This is a genomic window from Novosphingobium aromaticivorans DSM 12444, assembly GCF_000013325.1.
GTDB lineage: Bacteria > Pseudomonadota > Alphaproteobacteria > Sphingomonadales > Sphingomonadaceae > Novosphingobium > Novosphingobium aromaticivorans.
The window spans coordinates 2,162,757-2,180,888 of the sequence record NC_007794.1 but is presented as its reverse complement, the minus strand read 5'-3'; the positions used below and the strand labels follow the sequence as shown (position 1 = coordinate 2,180,888).

The window sequence follows — 18,132 nt, the reverse complement described above, 5'->3', positions numbered from 1 at the left end:
TTCGCGGCCATTACCTGGTTTCCGGAGCAACCGTATCGGCGGTTTCCTGCTCTGGACCAAGGCGGGGAGAATTTCATGTTCGGTCGCGTCAAACCGCTCGACGCCATTCTTGCAACTGCAGAAAAGAAATCGTTGCACCGCTCGCTGGGTCCGGTCCAGCTCACTCTTCTCGGTGTCGGTGCCATTATCGGTACCGGCATTTTCGTGCTTACGGCCGCCGCCGCGCAAAAGGCCGGGCCGGGCATGATGTGGAGCTTCGTGATCGCGGGCTTCGTCTGCGCGGTTGCGGCTCTGTGCTATTCCGAGCTGGCCTCGATGGTCCCGGTCTCGGGTTCGGCCTATACCTACAGCTATGCCGTGGTCGGCGAAATGCTGGCCTGGATGGTCGGCTGGGCACTGATCCTCGAATATGCCGTGGCCGCGTCCGCCGTGTCGGTCGGGTGGTCCGGCTATTTCATGGGACTTCTCAAGAGTTTGACCGGGTTTGAATTACCGGCGATGCTACAAGCTGGGCCAACCTGGACGATGAACGGCCTGCTGCCCCACGCTGATTTCTCCACTGGCCTGATCAACGTGCCCGCAATCGTCGTGGCACTGCTCGTCACCTGGCTGCTCATGCTCGGCACCAAGGAAAGCGCCACGTTCAACGCGATCCTCGTGGCGATCAAGGTCGCGGCGCTGACCATGTTCATCGTGCTGACCCTGCCGGCGATCGAGCGCGAGCACTTCGCCCCATTCGCCCCCAACGGCTGGTTCGGCCCTGCCGGAACGACCGGGATGGGCATCGTCGGCGCGGCGTCGTCGATCTTCTTTGCCTACGTCGGCTTCGACGCGGTCTCGACCGCTGCCGAAGAAACCAAGAACCCGCAGCGCAACGTGCCGATCGGCCTGATCGGAAGCCTTGCGATCTGCACCGTGTTCTACCTGCTGGTCGCCGCTGGCGCGATTGGTTCGATCGGTGCGCAGCCGACCGCTCTGGGCGTCGCGCCGGGTTCGGCCGAGTTCACCCAGCAGTGCGCCGCGCTGCTTGCTTCGGGCCAGGAACCGCTGGTCTGCTCGAACGAGGCTCTGGCCCATGTCCTGCGCGCCATCAACTACACCTATGCTGGCGACCTGATCGGCCTTGCGGCCAACCTCGCGCTGCCGTCGGTCATCCTGATGATGCTCTACGGCCAGACGCGCATCTTCTTCGTCATGGCGCGCGATGGCCTGCTTCCGGAGAAACTGGCCACCGTCCACCCCAAGTGGAAAACGCCTCACATCGTGACCGCAATGACCGGCGTATTCGTCGCCATCGCGGCGGCGCTGCTTCCGGTTGGTCAGCTTGCCGACATCTCAAATTCGGGCACGCTCTTCGCGTTCTTCATGGTCGCGATCGCGGTCATGCTGCTCCGCGCCCGCGACCCGAACCGCGTCCGTCCGTTCCGCACACCGGCGGTGTGGGTCGTCGGCCCGATCGCCGCGATTGGCTGTATCTTCCTCTACTGGAACCTGCCGTTCGAGGCGAAGATGGTCCTTCCCGTCTGGGGCGCCATCGGGCTCGTGTTCTACTTCGCCTACGGCTATCGCAAGAGCCACGTCGGCCAGGGCCACGTCGAAGTCCACGAGGGTGACGCCGACGTCCCGCCGATGCCGGTCCCGCCGATCGACTGATCGCAGCCGACTGCAAGGTCGGCAAGAAAGGGCCGCTCCTTCCCGGAGCGGCCCTTTTCGTTCGCTGGATCTGGACTGACCGCGCCAGGCGGGCGCTGCTCTATAGCTTCGTGTTGGTATACCCGCCCTTGACGTCGTCGGTCACGTCCATGCCGAGCGCCATCTTGGCGGTGCCGATCACGCCCATTTCGCCGGCCCAGATCGATGCATCGCCCAGGTCCATGCGCAGGAACAGCAGGTTCGGCGAGTCCTTTCCGCCGGGAAACCAGGCCTCGACGAAATTGTTCCATTGCTTGTCCAGCCGGGCACGATCGGTTTCCTCGACCAGCATGCCGTGGAACCGCGCGAATACATCGTGCCCCTTGGATGCAAACGTGGCCGTGGCGCCGCCCATTTCGGCAAAGCGATTGTCCCGGCTTGTGAAGAACCAGATCGCGCTGCTTGCGTCCTTGTCGAGCTGTGCCGTCATCGGCGCGGCGGTGTCCGGATCCGCGTCGAGCTGGAGCATCACGTAGGGCGACGCCGCCATCGCCTTCCAGAATTTCTCGCGCAGCTCCTCGGGATTTCCCTGGTCGTATTTCATTGCAAGCATGCCTTTCCTGTCAGGTACTTGGTTCGTGAACGGAATGGGTAGAAGGATGTTCCCCCCGGGCTTTTCCTCAAGGTTATGCACAAAGGGGCAGGGGGCAGAGGGTGAGCAAGCCCGGTGCGGATCACAGCGACGGCGTGTTCCATCACCTCCTGCGGCATGCATTGCCGCCATGACGTCAATCTGGTCGTCGGCGAAGGTATTGTGGTCGCGCCGCGATCAAGCCCTGTCCGCAAGTACGGGCTGGCATCTTCCTGAAATGGAACATATAAAGAACGAATGCCGCAGCCGTCCCTTCCAGCCGGAAAGTCCGTAATCGAGCGTCTCGCGATCCTCGCCGATGCGGCCAAGTACGATGCTTCGTGCGCCTCGTCGGGCACGACCAAACGCAACAGTAAGGGCGGCAAGGGGATAGGTTCGACCGAGGGCATGGGGATCTGCCACGCCTACGCGCCCGATGGCCGCTGCATATCCCTGCTCAAGATCCTGCTGACGAACCACTGCGTGTTCGATTGCCATTACTGCGTGAACCGCAAGAGTTCGAACACCCCACGCGCGCGCTTTACCCCCCAGGAAGTGGTCGACCTGACGCTATCGTTCTACCGCCGCAATTACATCGAGGGTCTGTTCCTCTCCTCAGGTATCGTGAAAAGCTCCAGCCATACGATGGAGCAGTTGATAGAAGTCGCCCGTATCCTGCGGGAAGAGCACGATTTTCGCGGGTATATCCATCTCAAGACCATCCCTGAGGCCGATCCCGATCTGGTCGCGCGGGCGGGGCTGTTCGCCGATCGCGTCTCGATCAACGTGGAACTGCCCACCGTGGCGGGCCTCACGCGCCTTGCGCCCGACAAGTCCGCGCCGCAGATCGAAGGCGCGATGGGATCGCTGAAGCAGGCGATTGCCGAGGCGAAGGACGCCCGCAAGCGTTTCCGCCATGCGCCGAAGTTTGCGCCCGCGGGCCAGTCCACTCAGATGATCGTCGGCGCTGATGCCGCGACCGATGCTGACATCGTCGGCCGCGCGAGCACGCTTTATGATCGATTCCGCCTCCGCCGCGTCTATTATTCAGCATTCAGCCCCATTCCCGATGCCAGCGCCGTCCTTCCGCTGAAACGCCCACCCTTGATGCGCGAGCATCGCCTCTACCAGTCCGACTGGCTGATGCGCTTTTATGGCTACGCCCCGCACGAGGTGCAGCAGGCGGCGGGGGACGACGGGATGCTTCCGCTCGACATCGACCCCAAGCTGTCCTGGGCCTTGCGTTTTCGCGGCGATTTCCCGGTCGACATCAACCGCGCCCCGCGCGAGAGGCTGCTGCGCGTTCCAGGGCTGGGGGTGAAGGCGGTCAACGCGCTCATCGCCGCGCGCCGTCAGCGCCGCTTGCGCCTGGCGGACATCGGCAAGCTCACGGTTTCGCTCGCCAAGGTGCGCCCGTTCATCGTGGCCGAGGACTGGCGCCCGGTCCTGCTCACAGACCGGGCCGACCTGCGCAGCCTCGTGGCGCCTGCCGCGCCCGGACAACAGCTTGAACTCTTCGCATGATGCCGGACAGGCGCCGGTTTGAGGCCTTCCGCGTACAATTCGCCGCGTCGGACGATTTCGAAGGCTGGCGTGACGCCGCCCGCCGCATGATTCGCGCGAAGATTGCCCCAGACCAGGTGATGTGGGAATCTCCCGCCGACCAGTCTGCCGATATCTTCGCCCGAGGCGGTGTCGCCCTGCCATCGCCGCCGACGGACGCTCCCCAACCGCGCGCGTCGAAGGACTTCCTTCAACTTGCGCAAAGCGTCATCCTTCATTCTGGCAGTAAACGGTTTTCTACTCTTTATCGTACGCTTTGGCGGCTCCAGTCTCGGCCCCGGCTGATGGACGACAAGGCCGATGCCGACGTGCGGGCGATGGAGGACCTTGCCCGGCAGGTGCGGCGCGACATCCACAAGATGCGCGCCTTCGTCCGCTTCCGCAGCGTCGAGGGCGAGGCGGGAGAGCGATATGTTGCCTGGTTCGAGCCCGAGCATCACATCCTGCGCGCGAATGCGGGCTTCTTCGTCCGTCGCTTCACCACCATGCAGTGGTCGATCCTAACCCCGCGCGGTAGCCTGCACTGGGATGGCGAGACGCTGCACGAGGGGCCGCCGGCCACCCGCGCCGATGCGCCTTCCGGCGATCCGGTCGAAGGGCTGTGGCGTACCTACTATGCATCGATCTTCAATCCCGCGCGTTTGAAGGTCGGGGCCATGCTCAAGGAAATGCCCCGCAAATACTGGAAGAACATGCCGGAGGCGGCGCTCATTCCCGAATTGATCGCAGGGGCACAATCACGCGAGGCACGAATGGTACAGGCTGGCGAGCAGGATCTCGGTGAGACGCCAGTGAGCATCGATGCCATCGGCGCGGCCATCCTGGCCTGCCGTCGGTGCGACATCGGCTGCAATGGCACCCGGGCGGTCATGGGCGAGGGACCGCACGACGCGGCCCTGATGATCATCGGCGAGCAGCCCGGCGAACAGGAAGAGGCGCAGGGCCGGCCTTTTGTCGGTCCTGCCGGTCAACTGCTGCGCACCCATCTCGAACATGCCGGCATTCCGGCGGAGCGCGCTTACGTCACCAATGCGGTCAAGCACTTCAAGTTCATGCCGCAGGGAAAGCGTCGCCTGCACCAGAACCCGTCAGCCAGGGAAATCGACGTGTGCCGCTGGTGGCTCGAGGGTGAACGCGGGCTGGTTCGCCCGCGCCTGATCCTCGCGCTGGGGGCAAGTGCGGCGCGCAGCCTGCTGGGCAGGACTGTCAGCGTCCAGAAGGTGCGGGGTGCACCGCATGTGCTGGACGATGGCAGCGAACTGTGGATCACCACCCACCCCAGCTACCTCCTGCGCCTGGACGACGGCGGGCGTTCGGAAGAAGAAGCCAGATTTTCAAATGACTTGCAGAAGGTAGCTGCGCGGCTTTCGCAGATTTCGTCCGGCTAGGTCCGAAGGCGCTCGATCCCCTGCGCCAGGGCGACATAGAGCTTGCCCATATCCGACGACAGCAGCGTGACGCCAAGCGCGTTGCCATCCCGCGTCGAGAGGAGCTGGCGCAGCATCGTCTCGAAGTCGTGGATGTAGCGGTTGACGTGTTCGCGGAACTCGCTCTCGGCCTCGTAGTGGGCTTGGACCGCCTTGGCTTCGGCATTCTCCAGCAGCGAGACCGCGCGGCGGGTGAAGATGCCCCGGTCGCCGCGCAGGTACGATGCCCAGGCGGTTTCCGAAACGTCGGTGGAAAGCGCCTTGGCAATGTCGATTGCCGAGGAATTGAGCGATTCCGTGATGAGCGCGGCGCGGCGGGCGAAGTCGTTGTCGACCTGCTCCTCGGCTCGCTCGCGCACGCGGTTGACGCGCGATTCGAGATTGCCGGCAAGTTCGTCGACCTTGGCGAGCTGGTCGCGCATCTGGATCGCGGTATCGCGGCTTGCCGCTGCGGCGGCGTCGATGGCCTCCTCCAGCCTCCCGACCAGCTCCGCAGCCCGGCCCTGAAGCACGCGCGCGATCGCGGCACTGCTCTGTTCGCCCAGCTTTTCGGCCAGCGCTTCGATTTCCCCGGCGGTGCTGGAGCGAAGGGTCTCGCCCGCCTCGCCGGCAGCAGCGGATAGCTGGCCGATGGCGCCCGACAGGCGTTCCTCGATTTCGCGGCCAAGATCCTCGCTGTCGCGGCGCGTCCCGGCCAGTGCCTCGCGCAGGGCGGTGATCTGGCGTTCGCGTTCAGCAGCCTGTTCGGCCAGAGCCTGCTGCGCCTTCTGCAACTCGGTGAGGGTGGAAGACACCTCTCCGTGCGCGCTACCGACGCTTTCGGACAGCAGTCGCCCGCCGTCACCCGCTTCCCGCAGCGTGTCGCGCAAGGTGAAAACCCTGTCCTCGAGGCCTTTCAGCCCCGCTTCGGTGCTGCGCAGTGCTTCGGGGATCTGGGTGCGCGTGTGGTCGCCACCTGCCTGGATCAGCTCGAGCAGGCGCACCGCTGAATCGGTCAGCTCGCCGATCTGGAGGTCCGTACCCGACAGGGCGTGCCGCATTTCACCGAGCCGTTCGTTGAGTTCGGCCATTGCCTTGTCGATCGTTGCGGCAGTGGCTTCACCTTGCTCGCCTGAGTTACGAAGAACTTCAGAGAAGCTACTGACCTTGCTGCTGATTTTCTCGCATTGTTCGGCCAGACGATCGGCTTCGGCCAATTGCGTCCGGCGCTGCGCCTCGATCGCGTTGTCGAGGTCGGCCAGTTTCGCGGCAAGCGTCTCGGCGGCGCGGGCCGCGGATGCTTCCATGGCCGTCCGGCGCTCCGCGATGAGCTGGTCGATTTCGCCAAGCCGCCGCGACAGGGCGTCGCGCTGCTCTGCCGCCGCCGCCTCCGCCGAAGCGCGCCTGCGCGCCAGTTGTTCGTCGAGATCGCGCGCCTGTGCATCGAGCAGCGCGGTAAGCGAGCGGGCCGCATCCTCGAACCTGCCGAGCCTGCCGACTGCATCCGCGAGAATGTTCTCGTGGTCGTTTCCAAGCTGGGCCAGCGCCTGCTGCAAGGTCGTCGTGTGCGCGGCGGTTCGTTCCGCCCATGCCGTCATGGCTGCGGCTTCCGCTTGCGCGGCGGCATCGGCCTGCACCTTGCTGTGATGGGCAAGTGTCTCGAAACGTCCTTCCGCAAGGTGTGCCAGATCCTCGGCCGAGGCGGTAAATGCCTGGAGCGACGCCTCCACGCGCTCGCGGAACGATGCCGCCTGCCGTTCGCTCGCCAGGCCGAACTCGTTGAGCCGCTGGAGGCCGGAGACCAGTTCCTCGAGCTGGAGGTGCGCCGTGCGTCCTGCGTTCGCGATGTTGTTTGTCACGTCCTTTGCGGAATTGGCGATGACCGGAAGCTGGCTGCGAAGTTTCTCCATGTTGTCCAAAGCATTGGTGGAGACTTCTGAAATCAGGTCGATCTTCAGGCCGTTCTGTGTGACCAGTTCCTCAAGGCGTGCCGCGCTGCCGGAGACGCGCTCTACTGCTATGCGGCCCAGCGCGTCGAGGTCGCGGCCTTGGGCGGCCATGAAGTCGCGCGCGAGCGACAGTTCGGTGTTCACGCTCGACAGGCGCTTTTCCAGTTCCCGCGATTCCCGCGAAAGGCTCGACGAAACATCGGAAAACCGCGCCGCTTCCCGGCGGCTCGTGCGCATGACGACGAGCAGAAGGACGAGAACCAGCAGCACCGGCAGAGACCATTGGCCGATCCAGCCAGCCCACTGCGCCCCGCTCCCGGCCAGCCCGGCGGGCACGATAACTGCGATCGCGAAGAAGACCGTCCATCCCGCGATGGCCAGCGAAGCGAGGGACGGCGCGATCCAGCTACGATCCGGCCAGCTGCGATCCGGCCAGCTGCGATCCGGCCAGCTGCGATCCGGAATGGCCGATTCGGCATCGTCCGACCAGTCCGGAATTGCCGCGCCTGCGTTGCTGTCGCTTCCCTGCGTCGGCGTGGGCGGCGCATCGGCTTCAAGGCGATTTGCTGCGGTTCCGCCGGTTTCGGCGCCGTCGATCGGAATGATCCGTGTTCCCCCGTTCATCGCCGCTCCATACCACGATTTATCCGACGCCATAAACCCTGCCTTAACGGTTCGGCCCGTAGCCCGGTCGTATGGCCTATGAAGGCGCTTCCCTCGATGCGAACCTCGCCGCGGCTGCGGGGCACGATCCGGAACTTGTCCGGGAACTTCGCGCTGCTTTCATCGAAAGCGCGGAGCGACAGGTCGATCTCCTGTCGCGCGCGCGCTGCGACGGGAACTGGCAGGTTGCGGCAATGCGGCTCAAGGGCCTGGCGGCAAGTTTCCATGCTGATGGTCTTTGCCTTCTCGCGGACGAAGCCCTGGACGCGGCCCCGGGCGATCCTGCGGTCATTCGCAAGCTTCGCCAGATGCTTGCGGACCTTTCCCTTTAACCCCCGCCAAGTTGCGCGGCCTCCTTGGCAGCGCGTCGGCCAATCCCTACCATGACCCCGTCAGGAGGCATGACCTTGCGGGTCGCAGTACTATCGTTGATGGAGGCCGCCGGGGACGTGCCCGGCTCGCTGCGTGGATACCTGTCCATTGGCGGGCGTTCCCTGTTGCGCCACCAGCTCGGCTTCGCCCTGTCGCTCGGTTGCAAGCGGATCATCGTGATGTCCGAGGGCATCAGCGGCGAACTGGTCGCCCTCCAGCACGTTGCCGAGGCTGGCGGAGCGCAGTTCCATGTGGTCGCCACGGCGCGCGCGCTCGTCCCGCTGCTGCCTCCGGATGACGATGTCTTCGTTCTCGGGGATGGGCTGCTCGCCATGCCCGATGCGGTGCGAGAACTGCTCGAGGCGGGGCCGGCCGTCCTGACCCTTCCTGTAGAGACCGCGCTGCCACTCGGCTTCGAGCGTATCGACATCAACAATGCGTTTGCCGCCGCCATGCGGTTCCCGGGGCGGATCGCGGCGGGGCTTGCCGACCTGCCGCCTGAATGGAATGCCCAGTCTGCCCTGCTGCGGCTCGTCGTCCAGGCGCGTGTCCCCTTGCGCGGGGTTCCGGCGGGCATGCTCGACGATGGCCGCTGGAACATCGTCCGCAATGAAGAAGAAGCGCTGCGGGCAGAGCGGTCATGGCTGCGTCTTCACACCGGCATAGCCGTTGCGGGCGCCGCCTCGCCGGGGGAAATGCTTGCCGTTGCGGCGGTCCGGCGTTTCGGTCCCGCGTTGCTCCACGCCGGCACGCGCCCGGCGCTGGTGGGCCTTGCGGCGGGCGTGCTCGGCCTCCTGGGGGGCGGGCTGGCATGGCTGGGCAATTTCGCCGCCGGTTTCGCGCTGCTCGGCCTTGCCTGGCTGGCAGAGCGCATCGCCAGCCTGCTGGGGCAGGTCGAGAGGGACTCGCTGCTGGCCTCGGGCATCGAGCGCCGCGGGGTCGCTCTGTTCCACCTTCTGGTCGATGCGGGGATTGTGGCTCTGGCCGGATGGCGCAGCGACCTTGCCAATGTCCCGAAGGTGCCGTGGGGCGGCGCGATGTTCGCTCCGCTGCTGCTGGTTCTGGCCCTGCGCCTCGTCCCTCTTGCGCTGCCACGGCGCAAGTGGGCCCATCAGCTCGAGGACAGGTTCGTCCTCGGCCTGGCCTTGGCTGCGGTGAGCATCGTCTTGCCGTTCGATCTGGCGGTGGCTGCTGGCGTCATTCTCGTGGTGGGCGCATGCCTGCTTGCGCTTCAGGCGGAAAGCCGCGACCCTAACCCGCAGTTAACCAGTCGGCAGTAAGAGCTTCGCATGGCATTGACCGCACCCACCGGCGCCGACCACGAAGCGATCGAGGCACTGCTGCGCGAGGAGCTGTTCCGGGCGGACGAGGCGATAGTCCACCAGGGGCCGATCCTGCGCTATCTCCTGCGCAATGATGACAGCTCGATCTTCAGCGATGACGTCATTGCCCGCGTGCGGGGAATGGTCGACGATATCGCCCGCCAACTGATCGACGCACTGGACGAAGATGAAGACGCAGGCGAGGGCGACGCCTTTTGCTCGCGCCTTGCTTCGCACCTCTGCACGGACCAGTCGCTACTGGACCATCTTCACATGCTTGCGGTCGAATGGCAGTTGACCGAAAAGCTGCAGGGGCGTCTCGGGCTCGATCCCGTGCTGACCCCTCTCTTGCAAGAGCTTATCGCCGCGCCCGATCCCGATGTGGCGGCACGCGGAATGAACCTGCTCGCCGCGCAGGCGCGGTTCGGGCAGACCGTCCGTCGCATGCAGGCCCCGTTGATCGAACTGCCGGCCGATCTCCACGCCGCCGCGTTGACGGCGCTGAAGGCGACCTTCGGCGCAGATCCCGCCGCCCATGCGGCTGTCGCGGCGCCCCAGGCCAGGCTTCATGCCGCGCGGGTTGCTCATTCCAGCCGCCTCGATCTCCTCGCCCATGCGGTCGAAGCGGTAGGGGGCGCTCTGCCGGAGGCGCTTTCGGTCCAGAATGCGGGCGTGGCGCTGTTTCTTTCGGGCCTGGGAATTGCCGCGGGGATACCGCGCGAGGCGGCGGTGATGTGCACGACCGATGGCCAGAGGGCCCGGCTCCTCCTTGCCATGGCTGCGGCGGGGATGGCTCGCGGCAATGTCGTTGCGAATTTCTCCGCGATTCATCCCGATGTTTCGCTTCCGTCCGATGTCGACTCCGTGCACCCCGATCGCGCAGCCGCGCTTCTTTCGGCGTCGCGGATCGGGGCGAGGGGCTGACATGACCGCCGCTGGGCCAATCCGCGCCCGTCTTGACGGCGCCGACTGCCTGGTCGAGGCGGACGAGACGCTTGCGGCCCTGCAACTGCGGGTCGGCGGTTCCTATCCCGGACCGCTTGCCATTCCCGGGCTGCTTGCGCTGGCCCGGCGGGCCCGCGTCCAGCAGGTTCCGCTGGATGGCCTCGTCACCGTCGCGGACGAAGCCCAGCCCGTGTCCTTTCGCGCGCGGGTCGACCCGGCGGATGGGGGCACGCTGATCAGGATTACCGAGTGGCAGCTTTCCGCCGATGCATGGGCCGCCGAGGAACGCGCCACGGACGAGCTTCTGCTTCGCCAGGTAGCGGAAGCTCACGTCGTTCTCGATGCGGAACAGCGCGTCATTTCGGGTATGACCGAGGCTGCCGATCTGGAGCAGTTCGGCCAATCCCTGCGGACGGGCTTCGGCCGGTACTGGACCGACCTCGTCGAACTGCCCGGCAATACCTACCGCCAGCCTCTGCACTGGCGTCTCCTCGATGATGCCGAACTCGAGATACCGGGCTCGTCCAGAGTCTGGCGCGCGCGCCTGATCCCGCTGCGGGCGGGTGGCTTCGAACTCCTGCTGCTGGCGGACACAGTGCTTGCCAGGCCCACGAAAGCGCAGACGGCGCCCGGTGCCGCCACTTCGCGCGGGACCGACTGGAAGGGCTTGCTTGGCCGAACCCTGGCACCGGCCTTGCGTCTGCCGATGAACCGCATCGTCGCCAATGCCGAGACGATCCGTTCTCGCCTGGCCGGCCCGCTCGATGCCCAATACGTCGCATATGCCGGCGACATTGCCGAGGCCGGTCGCCATCTCCTCGGTCTGGTCGAAGACCTTGCCGATCTGGAAACGGTCGAGGACGAGGATTTCGCTCCGGTCCCGGACCACGTGGACCTTGCCGACTGCGCCCGCCGCGCCGCCGGCATACTCGGGGTCCGCGCCCAGGAGCGGGGCATCGTCATGGTGCCGCCGTCGATCGAGGCGACCGCGCCCGCGATCGGCGAATTCCGCCGCGTCCTCCAGATTCTCCTCAACCTGATCGGCAACGCGATCCGCTACGCGCCAGAGCATTCGGCCGTCTCGATCGAGACCGGCGTCGAGGCGGGCGGGACATGGGTGGCGGTGTCGGACGAGGGGCGGGGAATCGCGCTCGAGGAGGCCGACAAGGTCTTCGAGAAGTTCGAGCGGCTCGGTCGCAGCGGCGATGGCGGCAGCGGTCTCGGCCTCTACATCTCGCGCAAGCTCGCGCGGGCGATGGGGGGGGAACTCTCGGTCGAGCAGGCCAAAGGCGGCGGCGCGCGTTTCGTTCTCAGCCTGCCTTCGGATGCAGAGGCGCTTTCGAGCGCCATCGGCTAAGGTTCAGCGGCGGCTGCGCCAGAGCGCGCCCAGTCCCAGCAGCATGAGCCCGGCGCCGATCAGCGCCCACTGGCCCTGTGCGAGCATGAAGCTCGATGCGGGCCACATTATCAGCCCGAGGCCCTGGCCGACCCACAGGCCGCCCATGAGAAGGGCGACGATGCCGAAAATTCTGAGAACCGTCGTCACCGTCGCCCCCTCTGTTTCAATGCCTCAGCGGCTAGCCAGCGGCACGTAATCGCGCTGCGTCGGGCCAGTGTAGAGCTGGCCCGACCGGTTTCTCTCGAGAAACCGGCCCGGACAACCCGCGCGTAGACGCCTCAGCGGCTAGCCAGCGGCACGTAATCGCGCTGCGTCGGGCCGGTGTAGAGCTGGCGCGGACGGCCGATCTTCTGGCCGGGATCGCTGATCATTTCGTTCCACTGCGCAACCCAGCCCACGGTGCGGGCCAGCGCGAAGAGCACGGTGAACATCGTCGTCGGGAAGCCGATCGCCGACAGGATGATGCCCGAATAGAAGTCGACGTTCGGGAACAGCTTCTTCTCGACGAAGTACGGGTCGTTCAGCGCGATCTCTTCGAGGCGCAGCGCGGTCTCGAACAGCGGATCGTTGACCTTCAGCGCGTCGAACACTTCGCGCACGGTCTGCTGCATCACGGTCGCGCGCGGGTCGTAGTTCTTGTAGACGCGGTGACCGAAGCCCATCAGGCGGAACGGATCGTTCTTGTCCTTCGCACGCTCGATGTAGTGCGGGATCTTGTCCGGAGTGCCGATTTCCTTGAGCATGTTCAGCGCGGCTTCGTTGGCGCCGCCATGCGCAGGGCCCCACAGGCAGGCAATGCCGGCCGCGATGCACGCGAACGGATTGGCGCCCGACGATCCGGCCAGTCGCACGGTCGACGTCGAGGCGTTCTGCTCGTGGTCGGCGTGGAGGATGAAGATGCGGTCCATCGCCTTTTCGACGGCGGGGATCACTTCATATTCCTCGGCGGGGACGCCGAAGGTCATCTTCAGGAAGTTGCCGGTGTACGACAGCTTGTTGTCCGGATAGACGAAGGGCTGGCCGACCGAATACTTGTAGGCCATTGCCGCGATCGTCGGCATCTTCGCGATCAGGCGGTGCGAGCTGATCTTGCGGTGCGTCGGATCGGAAATGTCGGTGCTGTCGTGATAGAACGCCGAAAGCGCGCCGACCACGCCGCACATGATCGCCATCGGGTGCGCATCACGGCGGAAGCCGCGATAGAACGTCGCAAGCTGTTCGTGCAGCATGGTGTGGCGGGTGATCGTGCGGGTGAAGTCCGCCAGTTCCTGCTGGCTCGGCAGTTCGCCGTTGAGCAGCAGGTAGCTCACTTCCATGAACGACGAATGTTCGGCGAGCTGACCGATCGGATAGCCGCGGTGGAGCAGCACGCCCTCGTCGCCATCGATGTAGGTGAGCGCGGAATCGCAGCTCGCCGTCGAGGTGAAGCCCGGGTCGTAGGTGAACATGCCCGTCTGGCCATAGAGCTTGCGGATATCGATGACATCCGGCCCGATCGTGCCGCTCTTGACCGGCATTTCCACGGTCTTGCCGTCAGCGGTCAAAGACGCCTGGTTATCGCTCACGCTTAGCCCTCCTGTTCGTTGTGTCTTTGCAATAGCTTGCCCGGTCAGGCCGCCTGATCGCGAATGCGCGACAGCGACTCGTCCTTGCCGAGCAGCGCCAATACGTCGAAAATTCCCGGCGAGGTAGTCTGTCCCGTCAAACTTGCGCGCAACGGTTGGGCAATCTTGCCCAAGCCTATCCCAAGCTCCTCGGCCATTTGCTTTACCGTGGCCTCGAGCACTCCGGTTGTCCAGACGTTTTCAGCCTCCAGGACCCCTGCAACCTTGGTCAGGATCGCACGTGCGTCGTCGGTCAACAGGCTTGCTGCCTTCTCGGCCATGGCCAGCGGACGCTGGGCGAAAAGGAACACCGAACCGGCTGCCAGTTCGTTGATATCCGCCGCGCGCACCTTCAGCACCGGCATCGCCCGGGTCAGCAGGTCCAGCCCCTTGTCGGGCGCGAACCCGGGAGCCAGCGTCGCCAGGCGGGGCGCGACCAGGGCTGCCAGGCGTGCATCGTCCGCCTCGCGGATATAGTGCCCGTTGAGGTTGAGCAGCTTCTTCAGGTCGAACCGTGATGCGCCCTTGTTGACGTCGCCAATATCGAACCACGCCACTGCCTGTTCGCGGCTGATGATTTCCTCGTCGCCGTGGCCCCAGCCAAGACGCAGCAGATAGTTGAACACCGCCTCGGGCAGGAGCCCCATCTCGTCGCGATAGGCGTCGACGCCCAGCGCTCCGTGGCGCTTTGAAAGCTTCGCCCCGTCCGCGCCGTGGATCAGCGGAATGTGAGCATAGACGGGGTCCGGCCAACCGCCTTCGATGGCATGCATGCCGCGGATGATGACGAGCTGGCGGAACGCGTTGTTGATGTGGTCGTCGCCGCGGATGACGTGCGTCACGCCCATGTCGTGGTCGTCCACCACCACCGCCAGCATGTAGGTCGGCGTGCCGTCGGAACGCAGGATGATGAAGTCGTCCAGTTCGCTGTTCTGGACGGTGATCGAACCCTGCACCTTGTCGACGATCGTCGTCTCGCCTTCGCGCGGGGCCTTCATCCGCACGACATAGGACTGATCGGCGGGCCACTGGTCGGGCGTGGCATCGCGCCATTCGCTGTCGATGCGGAACGGGCGCCGTTCCGCCTGCGCCAGTTCGCGCCGTGCCGCCAGTTCTTCCTGGGTCAGATAGCAGCGATAGGCATGGCCGGCCTCGAGCAGCTTGTGCGCCACTTCGGCGTGCCGGTCCGACCGCGCGAACTGGAACACCGCCGGCTCGTCGCCGCCAAGGCCCAGCCATTCGAGTCCGTCGAAGATCGCGTCGATCGCGGCGTCCGTCGAACGCGCACGGTCGGTATCCTCGATGCGCAGGAGGTAGGTGCCGCCATGGTGGCGCGCATAGAGCCAGTTGAACAGCGCCGTGCGCGCGCCGCCAATGTGCAGGAAACCCGTGGGCGAGGGGGCGAAACGGGTGACGACCTTGTCCCGGGGCGTCGATCCTGCAGAAACGGTGTCAGTGGCGCTTGCCATCTGCCGCGCTTTCCTTCCCTTTGAAATCCATGGTGTCTCCGGCAGAAGTTGGCCCAGCAGCAGGATTTCCTGCCGCCGATCCGGATGCTCTGCCAGCGCGACGCGCGCGGCATTGGGACATCCGCGCGCGATTGTCCAGCATGCTTGATGATGGAGAGGCGTTCCTTGCCGCCCACCCGTTTGAACGCGGCCTCTGGCTGGTGGTTTCCTTCGGCGCGGGGATCGTATGCTGGCTCGCGCTTCCCCTGTCGGTCCAGTGGACGGCGACGCTGCTGGCCTGCGGTTCTGCCGCGCTGATCTCCCTGCTGTACGTCGACGAACACCGCCTTCCATACATCCGGCTCGGCATCGCGGGCGTGGCGATCATGCTGGCGGCCGGCATGGCAACGGTGTGGACCAAATCCGCCCTGGTGGGCCAGCCCGGCATCGGTCGGCCGATGGTGACCACTGTGGTTGGAACGGTCCTCGACCGGCGCGAGGAACCGGCCAGGGAACGCTCGCGCCTTCTGCTGCTGACGCGCCTGCCCGAGTTTCCCGATCCTGTTCGCGTCAGGGTGAACCTTCCGAAGGACGAAGACCGGCCCTTCATCGTGGAGGGCGCTACGCTTGCCTTGCGCGCGCGATTGATGCCGCCCGCGCCGCCCATGCTGCCCGGTGCCTATGATTTCGCCCGCAAGGCCTGGTTCGATGGAATCGCGGCCACCGGGACGGTCATGGACGATGTCCGGCTTGTTTCGCCGTCCGGCAACGCCACCACCTTGCGGAAAATCCAGAGGGCCCTGGCGGATCACGTCCGCTCTCGTCTCGCCGGTTCCGCAGGGGCGATAGCCGCGGCCTTTGCCAGCGGAGACAGGGGCGCAATCGCCAAGGCGGACGAGGATGCGATGCGCGATGCCGGGCTTACCCATCTGCTGTCGATCAGCGGCCTCCATGTCAGTGCGCTGGTGGGGGCCGTTTACTGGATTTTCGCGCGATCGCTTGCGCTGGTCCCCTGGGTCGCGCTGCGCATCCGCGTACCGATCGCCGCCGCGCTGGCGGGTGCGCTTGCCGGCATTGCCTACACCCTCATCACCGGGGCCGAAGTGCCCACCATCCGTTCGTGCATAGGGGCCCTGCTCGTGCTCGCGGCACTTGCGCTCGGGCGTGATCCGCTCTCGCTGCGCATGGTCGCGGTCGGTGCCCTTGTCGTCATGCTGTTCTGGCCGGAAGCCGTGTTCGGGCCCAGTTTCCAGATGAGCTTTGCTGCGGTGATCGCCATCGTCGCCTTCCATTCCGCCGCGCCCGTCCGCGGATTTCTCGCCGGCGAACGACATGGGGGCCTGGCGCGGCTTGCCCGCAACGTCCTGCTTCTGCTGGCAACCGGCCTGGTCATCGAACTCGCGCTCATGCCCATCGGCCTGTTCCACTTCCACCGGGCGGGCGTCTACGGATCGCTGGCCAATGTCATTGCCATCCCGCTCACCACATTCGTGACCATGCCGCTGATCGGCATCGCGCTGCTTCTCGACCTTGCCGGGCTGGGTGGACCCGCGTGGTGGCTCGTCGAAACGTCGCTGGATCTTCTGCTGGCACTCGCGCACTTCGTCGCCGACCGGCCGGGGGCGGTCACCATGCTGCCGCCGGGGGATCGGTGGAGCTACCTCGTCTTTGTCGCCGGAATGCTGTGGCTGGCGCTCTGGACCGGCCGCGTCAGGCTGTGGGGCCTCCTGCCCGCATTCGCCGCAGCGCTTTCCATGGCGCTGACGCCCACGCCCGACATCCTCGTCACCGGGGACGGCCGGCATGTCGCCATCGCGGGCGAGGGGGCGGAACTCCTAGTCCTGAGAGCGGGGCGGGGAGACTTCATCCGCGAAAATCTTCTGGAACTGGCCGGAATGGAGGGGGAGACGCGCCCCCTCGACGAGTGGCGTGGTGCGCGCTGCGGTGAAGATTTCTGTGCCGCGTCGCTCATGCGGGGCGGACGCCACTTTGCTATTCTCATGGCCCGCAGCCGCAACGACGTCGACGAGATGGACATTGCCGCCGCCTGCGAGCGAAGCGACATCGTGATCGCCGACCGTCGCCTGCCGCACACCTGCCGCCCGAAGCTGCTCAAGGCAGACCGCGCGTTCCTCGCAATGACCGGCGGCCTCTCCATCGACCTAAGCCGCCGCCGGACAAGGACAGTCGCCGAAACGCAAGGTCGGCAAGGGTGGTACCGATGGTCAGAACCATCCGCCACTTTGTCGCCCCAACCGAGGGGTACTCAGGCCGAACGCCGGGACATGGCTCCGGAGACGAGGCATCGGTCCATGCCAACGACAGCGCGCTAGACCTCGCTAACGGACGGATGCCAGACAGGCCCTGCAAACGGGCCGGCCGAAGCGCAACCCCGCACGGTTCGGCCCCGTGACCGGAGCCCTGCGTCAGGAACTCAGCGGCAGGGGCTCAGTGGCAGGGGCTCAGTGGCAGGGGGTCAATGGTAGCGGCGCAGCAATCCGGCGAGCTTGCCCTGCACGGCCACTTCTTCCGGGCGGTAATACTGCGGGTCGTAGGCCGCATTCGCAGGATCGAGGCGGACCATGCCCTTTTCGCGGTGCAGGTACTTCAGCGTCGCTTCCTCTCCGCGAACGAGCGCAACCACGATTTCGCCGTCGCGCGCAACGTCGGTCTTGCGGACGAGGGCATAGTCGCCATCGAAGATGCCGGCTTCGACCATGGAATCACCGGAAACTTCGAGCGCATAGTGTTCGCCGGCGCCGAGCAGGGCCGCCGGGACCGGCAACGTTGCCGTGGTTTCCAGCGCTTCTATCGGGACGCCCGCGGCGATCTTGCCGTGGAGCGGCAGTTCGATCACGTCGTTCGCCGGCGCAGGTGCAGCCTTGGGCGCGGCGCGCAGCGGGGGAAGGGCGGAATTCGTGTTCGCCGCCTCGCGCTGCGAAACAGGCGCGGCCTTGCCAACGGCGCTATCGGGCTGGCGCAGGACTTCGAGCGCGCGGGCGCGGTTGGGCAGGCGGCGGATGAAGCCGCGTTCCTCGAGCGCAGAGATCAGGCGGTGGACGCCGGACTTCGACTTGAGGTCGAGCGCTTCCTTCATCTCCTCGAACGAGGGCGAGATACCGGAATCTTCCAGCCGGGTCTGGATGAAGGTGAGCAGTTCATGCTGCTTGCGCGTCAACATCGGCGGCCACTCCGCAA

General features: G+C 65.7%; 14 protein-coding genes. 8 read left to right on the top strand and 6 right to left on the bottom strand.

Annotated features, from left to right (window positions below; all coding sequences use genetic code 11):
- Positions 1-75 precede the first annotated feature (75 nt).
- Positions 76-1,653, top strand: coding sequence for an amino acid permease (locus SARO_RS10270; RefSeq protein WP_011445690.1), 1,578 nt, complete (start codon positions 76-78; stop codon positions 1,651-1,653).
- Between the two features lie 100 nt (positions 1,654-1,753).
- Here the strand turns inward: SARO_RS10270 and SARO_RS10265 are convergent, their stop codons facing one another.
- On the bottom strand, positions 1,754-2,236 hold the full coding sequence (locus SARO_RS10265) for a pyridoxamine 5'-phosphate oxidase family protein (protein ID WP_041551004.1): 483 nt from the start codon (positions 2,234-2,236) through the stop codon (positions 1,754-1,756).
- 285 nt (positions 2,237-2,521) lie between these two features.
- Between SARO_RS10265 and SARO_RS10260 the strand changes: the two genes are divergently transcribed.
- Both SARO_RS10260 and SARO_RS10255 read left to right on the top strand, forming a co-directional pair.
- A complete protein-coding gene (locus SARO_RS10260) occupies positions 2,522-3,787 on the top strand; it encodes a putative DNA modification/repair radical SAM protein (RefSeq protein ID WP_011445688.1) in 1,266 nt (421 codons plus the stop codon).
- The gene (locus SARO_RS10255) at positions 3,784-5,214 is read left to right on the top strand and encodes a UdgX family uracil-DNA binding protein (protein WP_011445687.1); all 1,431 of its coding nucleotides are present in this window, start codon (positions 3,784-3,786) and stop codon (positions 5,212-5,214) included. The genes SARO_RS10260 and SARO_RS10255 overlap by 4 nt, the downstream gene beginning before the upstream one ends.
- Here SARO_RS10255 and SARO_RS10250 read toward each other — a convergent pair.
- Positions 5,211-7,805 carry a hypothetical protein gene (locus tag SARO_RS10250; protein ID WP_011445686.1) on the bottom strand — a complete coding sequence of 865 codons (2,595 nt, stop codon included), beginning with the start codon at positions 7,803-7,805 and terminating at the stop codon, positions 5,211-5,213. The two genes, SARO_RS10255 and SARO_RS10250, sit on opposite strands and share 4 nt — an antisense overlap.
- A 71-nt stretch (positions 7,806-7,876) precedes the next feature.
- Here SARO_RS10250 and SARO_RS10245 point away from each other — a divergent pair, with 71 nt between their 5' ends.
- From SARO_RS10245 to SARO_RS10230, 4 genes are read left to right on the top strand one after another with little or no spacing between them, the layout of a single operon-like run.
- Positions 7,877-8,176 carry a hypothetical protein gene (locus SARO_RS10245; protein WP_011445685.1) on the top strand — a complete coding sequence of 100 codons (300 nt, stop codon included), beginning with the start codon at positions 7,877-7,879 and terminating at the stop codon, positions 8,174-8,176.
- 51 nt (positions 8,177-8,227) lie between these two features.
- A complete protein-coding gene (locus tag SARO_RS10240; protein WP_234007344.1) occupies positions 8,228-9,496 on the top strand; it encodes a hypothetical protein in 1,269 nt (422 codons plus the stop codon).
- Positions 9,497-9,505: 9 nt separating this feature from the next.
- Positions 9,506-10,462 carry a hypothetical protein gene (locus SARO_RS10235; RefSeq protein ID WP_011445683.1) on the top strand — a complete coding sequence of 319 codons (957 nt, stop codon included), beginning with the start codon at positions 9,506-9,508 and terminating at the stop codon, positions 10,460-10,462.
- Between the two features lies 1 nt (position 10,463).
- On the top strand, positions 10,464-11,840 hold the full coding sequence (locus SARO_RS10230) for a sensor histidine kinase (protein WP_011445682.1): 1,377 nt from the start codon (positions 10,464-10,466) through the stop codon (positions 11,838-11,840).
- Positions 11,841-11,843: 3 nt separating this feature from the next.
- Here the strand turns inward: SARO_RS10230 and SARO_RS10225 are convergent, their stop codons facing one another.
- The 3 genes from SARO_RS10225 to gltX all read right to left on the bottom strand — a co-directional run bounded on the left by SARO_RS10225 (position 11,844) and on the right by gltX (position 14,955).
- Positions 11,844-12,029 (bottom strand): hypothetical protein, encoded by a 186-nt coding sequence (locus SARO_RS10225; RefSeq protein WP_011445681.1) that lies wholly within the window; start codon positions 12,027-12,029, stop codon positions 11,844-11,846.
- Between the two features lie 131 nt (positions 12,030-12,160).
- Complete coding sequence (locus tag SARO_RS10220; protein ID WP_011445680.1) at positions 12,161-13,447, bottom strand: citrate synthase; 1,287 nt, start codon at positions 13,445-13,447, stop codon at positions 12,161-12,163.
- 44 nt (positions 13,448-13,491) lie between these two features.
- On the bottom strand, positions 13,492-14,955 hold the full coding sequence (gltX, locus tag SARO_RS10215) for a glutamate--tRNA ligase (RefSeq protein WP_011445679.1): 1,464 nt from the start codon (positions 14,953-14,955) through the stop codon (positions 13,492-13,494).
- Positions 14,956-14,984: 29 nt separating this feature from the next.
- Here gltX and SARO_RS10210 point away from each other — a divergent pair, with 29 nt between their 5' ends.
- Positions 14,985-17,267, top strand: a complete 2,283-nt coding sequence (locus tag SARO_RS10210; protein ID WP_011445678.1) for a ComEC/Rec2 family competence protein — start codon at positions 14,985-14,987, stop codon at positions 17,265-17,267.
- Between the two features lie 143 nt (positions 17,268-17,410).
- Here the strand turns inward: SARO_RS10210 and lexA are convergent, their stop codons facing one another.
- Positions 17,411-18,115, bottom strand: coding sequence for a transcriptional repressor LexA (gene lexA / locus SARO_RS10205; RefSeq protein ID WP_011445677.1), 705 nt, complete (start codon positions 18,113-18,115; stop codon positions 17,411-17,413).
- Positions 18,116-18,132: the final 17 nt, after the last annotated feature.

Coding starts and splice junctions, on each gene's coding strand:
- SARO_RS10270 (WP_011445690.1), top strand. CDS start 76: ATGTTCGGTCGCGTCAAACCGCTCGACGCCATTCTTGCAACTGCAGAA.
- SARO_RS10265 (WP_041551004.1), bottom strand. CDS start 2,236: ATGAAATACGACCAGGGAAATCCCGAGGAGCTGCGCGAGAAATTCTGG.
- SARO_RS10260 (WP_011445688.1), top strand. CDS start 2,522: ATGCCGCAGCCGTCCCTTCCAGCCGGAAAGTCCGTAATCGAGCGTCTC.
- SARO_RS10255 (WP_011445687.1), top strand. CDS start 3,784: ATGATGCCGGACAGGCGCCGGTTTGAGGCCTTCCGCGTACAATTCGCC.
- SARO_RS10250 (WP_011445686.1), bottom strand. CDS start 7,805: ATGAACGGGGGAACACGGATCATTCCGATCGACGGCGCCGAAACCGGC.
- SARO_RS10245 (WP_011445685.1), top strand. CDS start 7,877: ATGGCCTATGAAGGCGCTTCCCTCGATGCGAACCTCGCCGCGGCTGCG.
- SARO_RS10240 (WP_234007344.1), top strand. CDS start 8,228: ATGACCCCGTCAGGAGGCATGACCTTGCGGGTCGCAGTACTATCGTTG.
- SARO_RS10235 (WP_011445683.1), top strand. CDS start 9,506: ATGGCATTGACCGCACCCACCGGCGCCGACCACGAAGCGATCGAGGCA.
- SARO_RS10230 (WP_011445682.1), top strand. CDS start 10,464: ATGACCGCCGCTGGGCCAATCCGCGCCCGTCTTGACGGCGCCGACTGC.
- gltX (WP_011445679.1), bottom strand. CDS start 14,955: ATGGCAAGCGCCACTGACACCGTTTCTGCAGGATCGACGCCCCGGGAC.
- SARO_RS10210 (WP_011445678.1), top strand. CDS start 14,985: ATGGTGTCTCCGGCAGAAGTTGGCCCAGCAGCAGGATTTCCTGCCGCC.
- lexA (WP_011445677.1), bottom strand. CDS start 18,115: ATGTTGACGCGCAAGCAGCATGAACTGCTCACCTTCATCCAGACCCGG.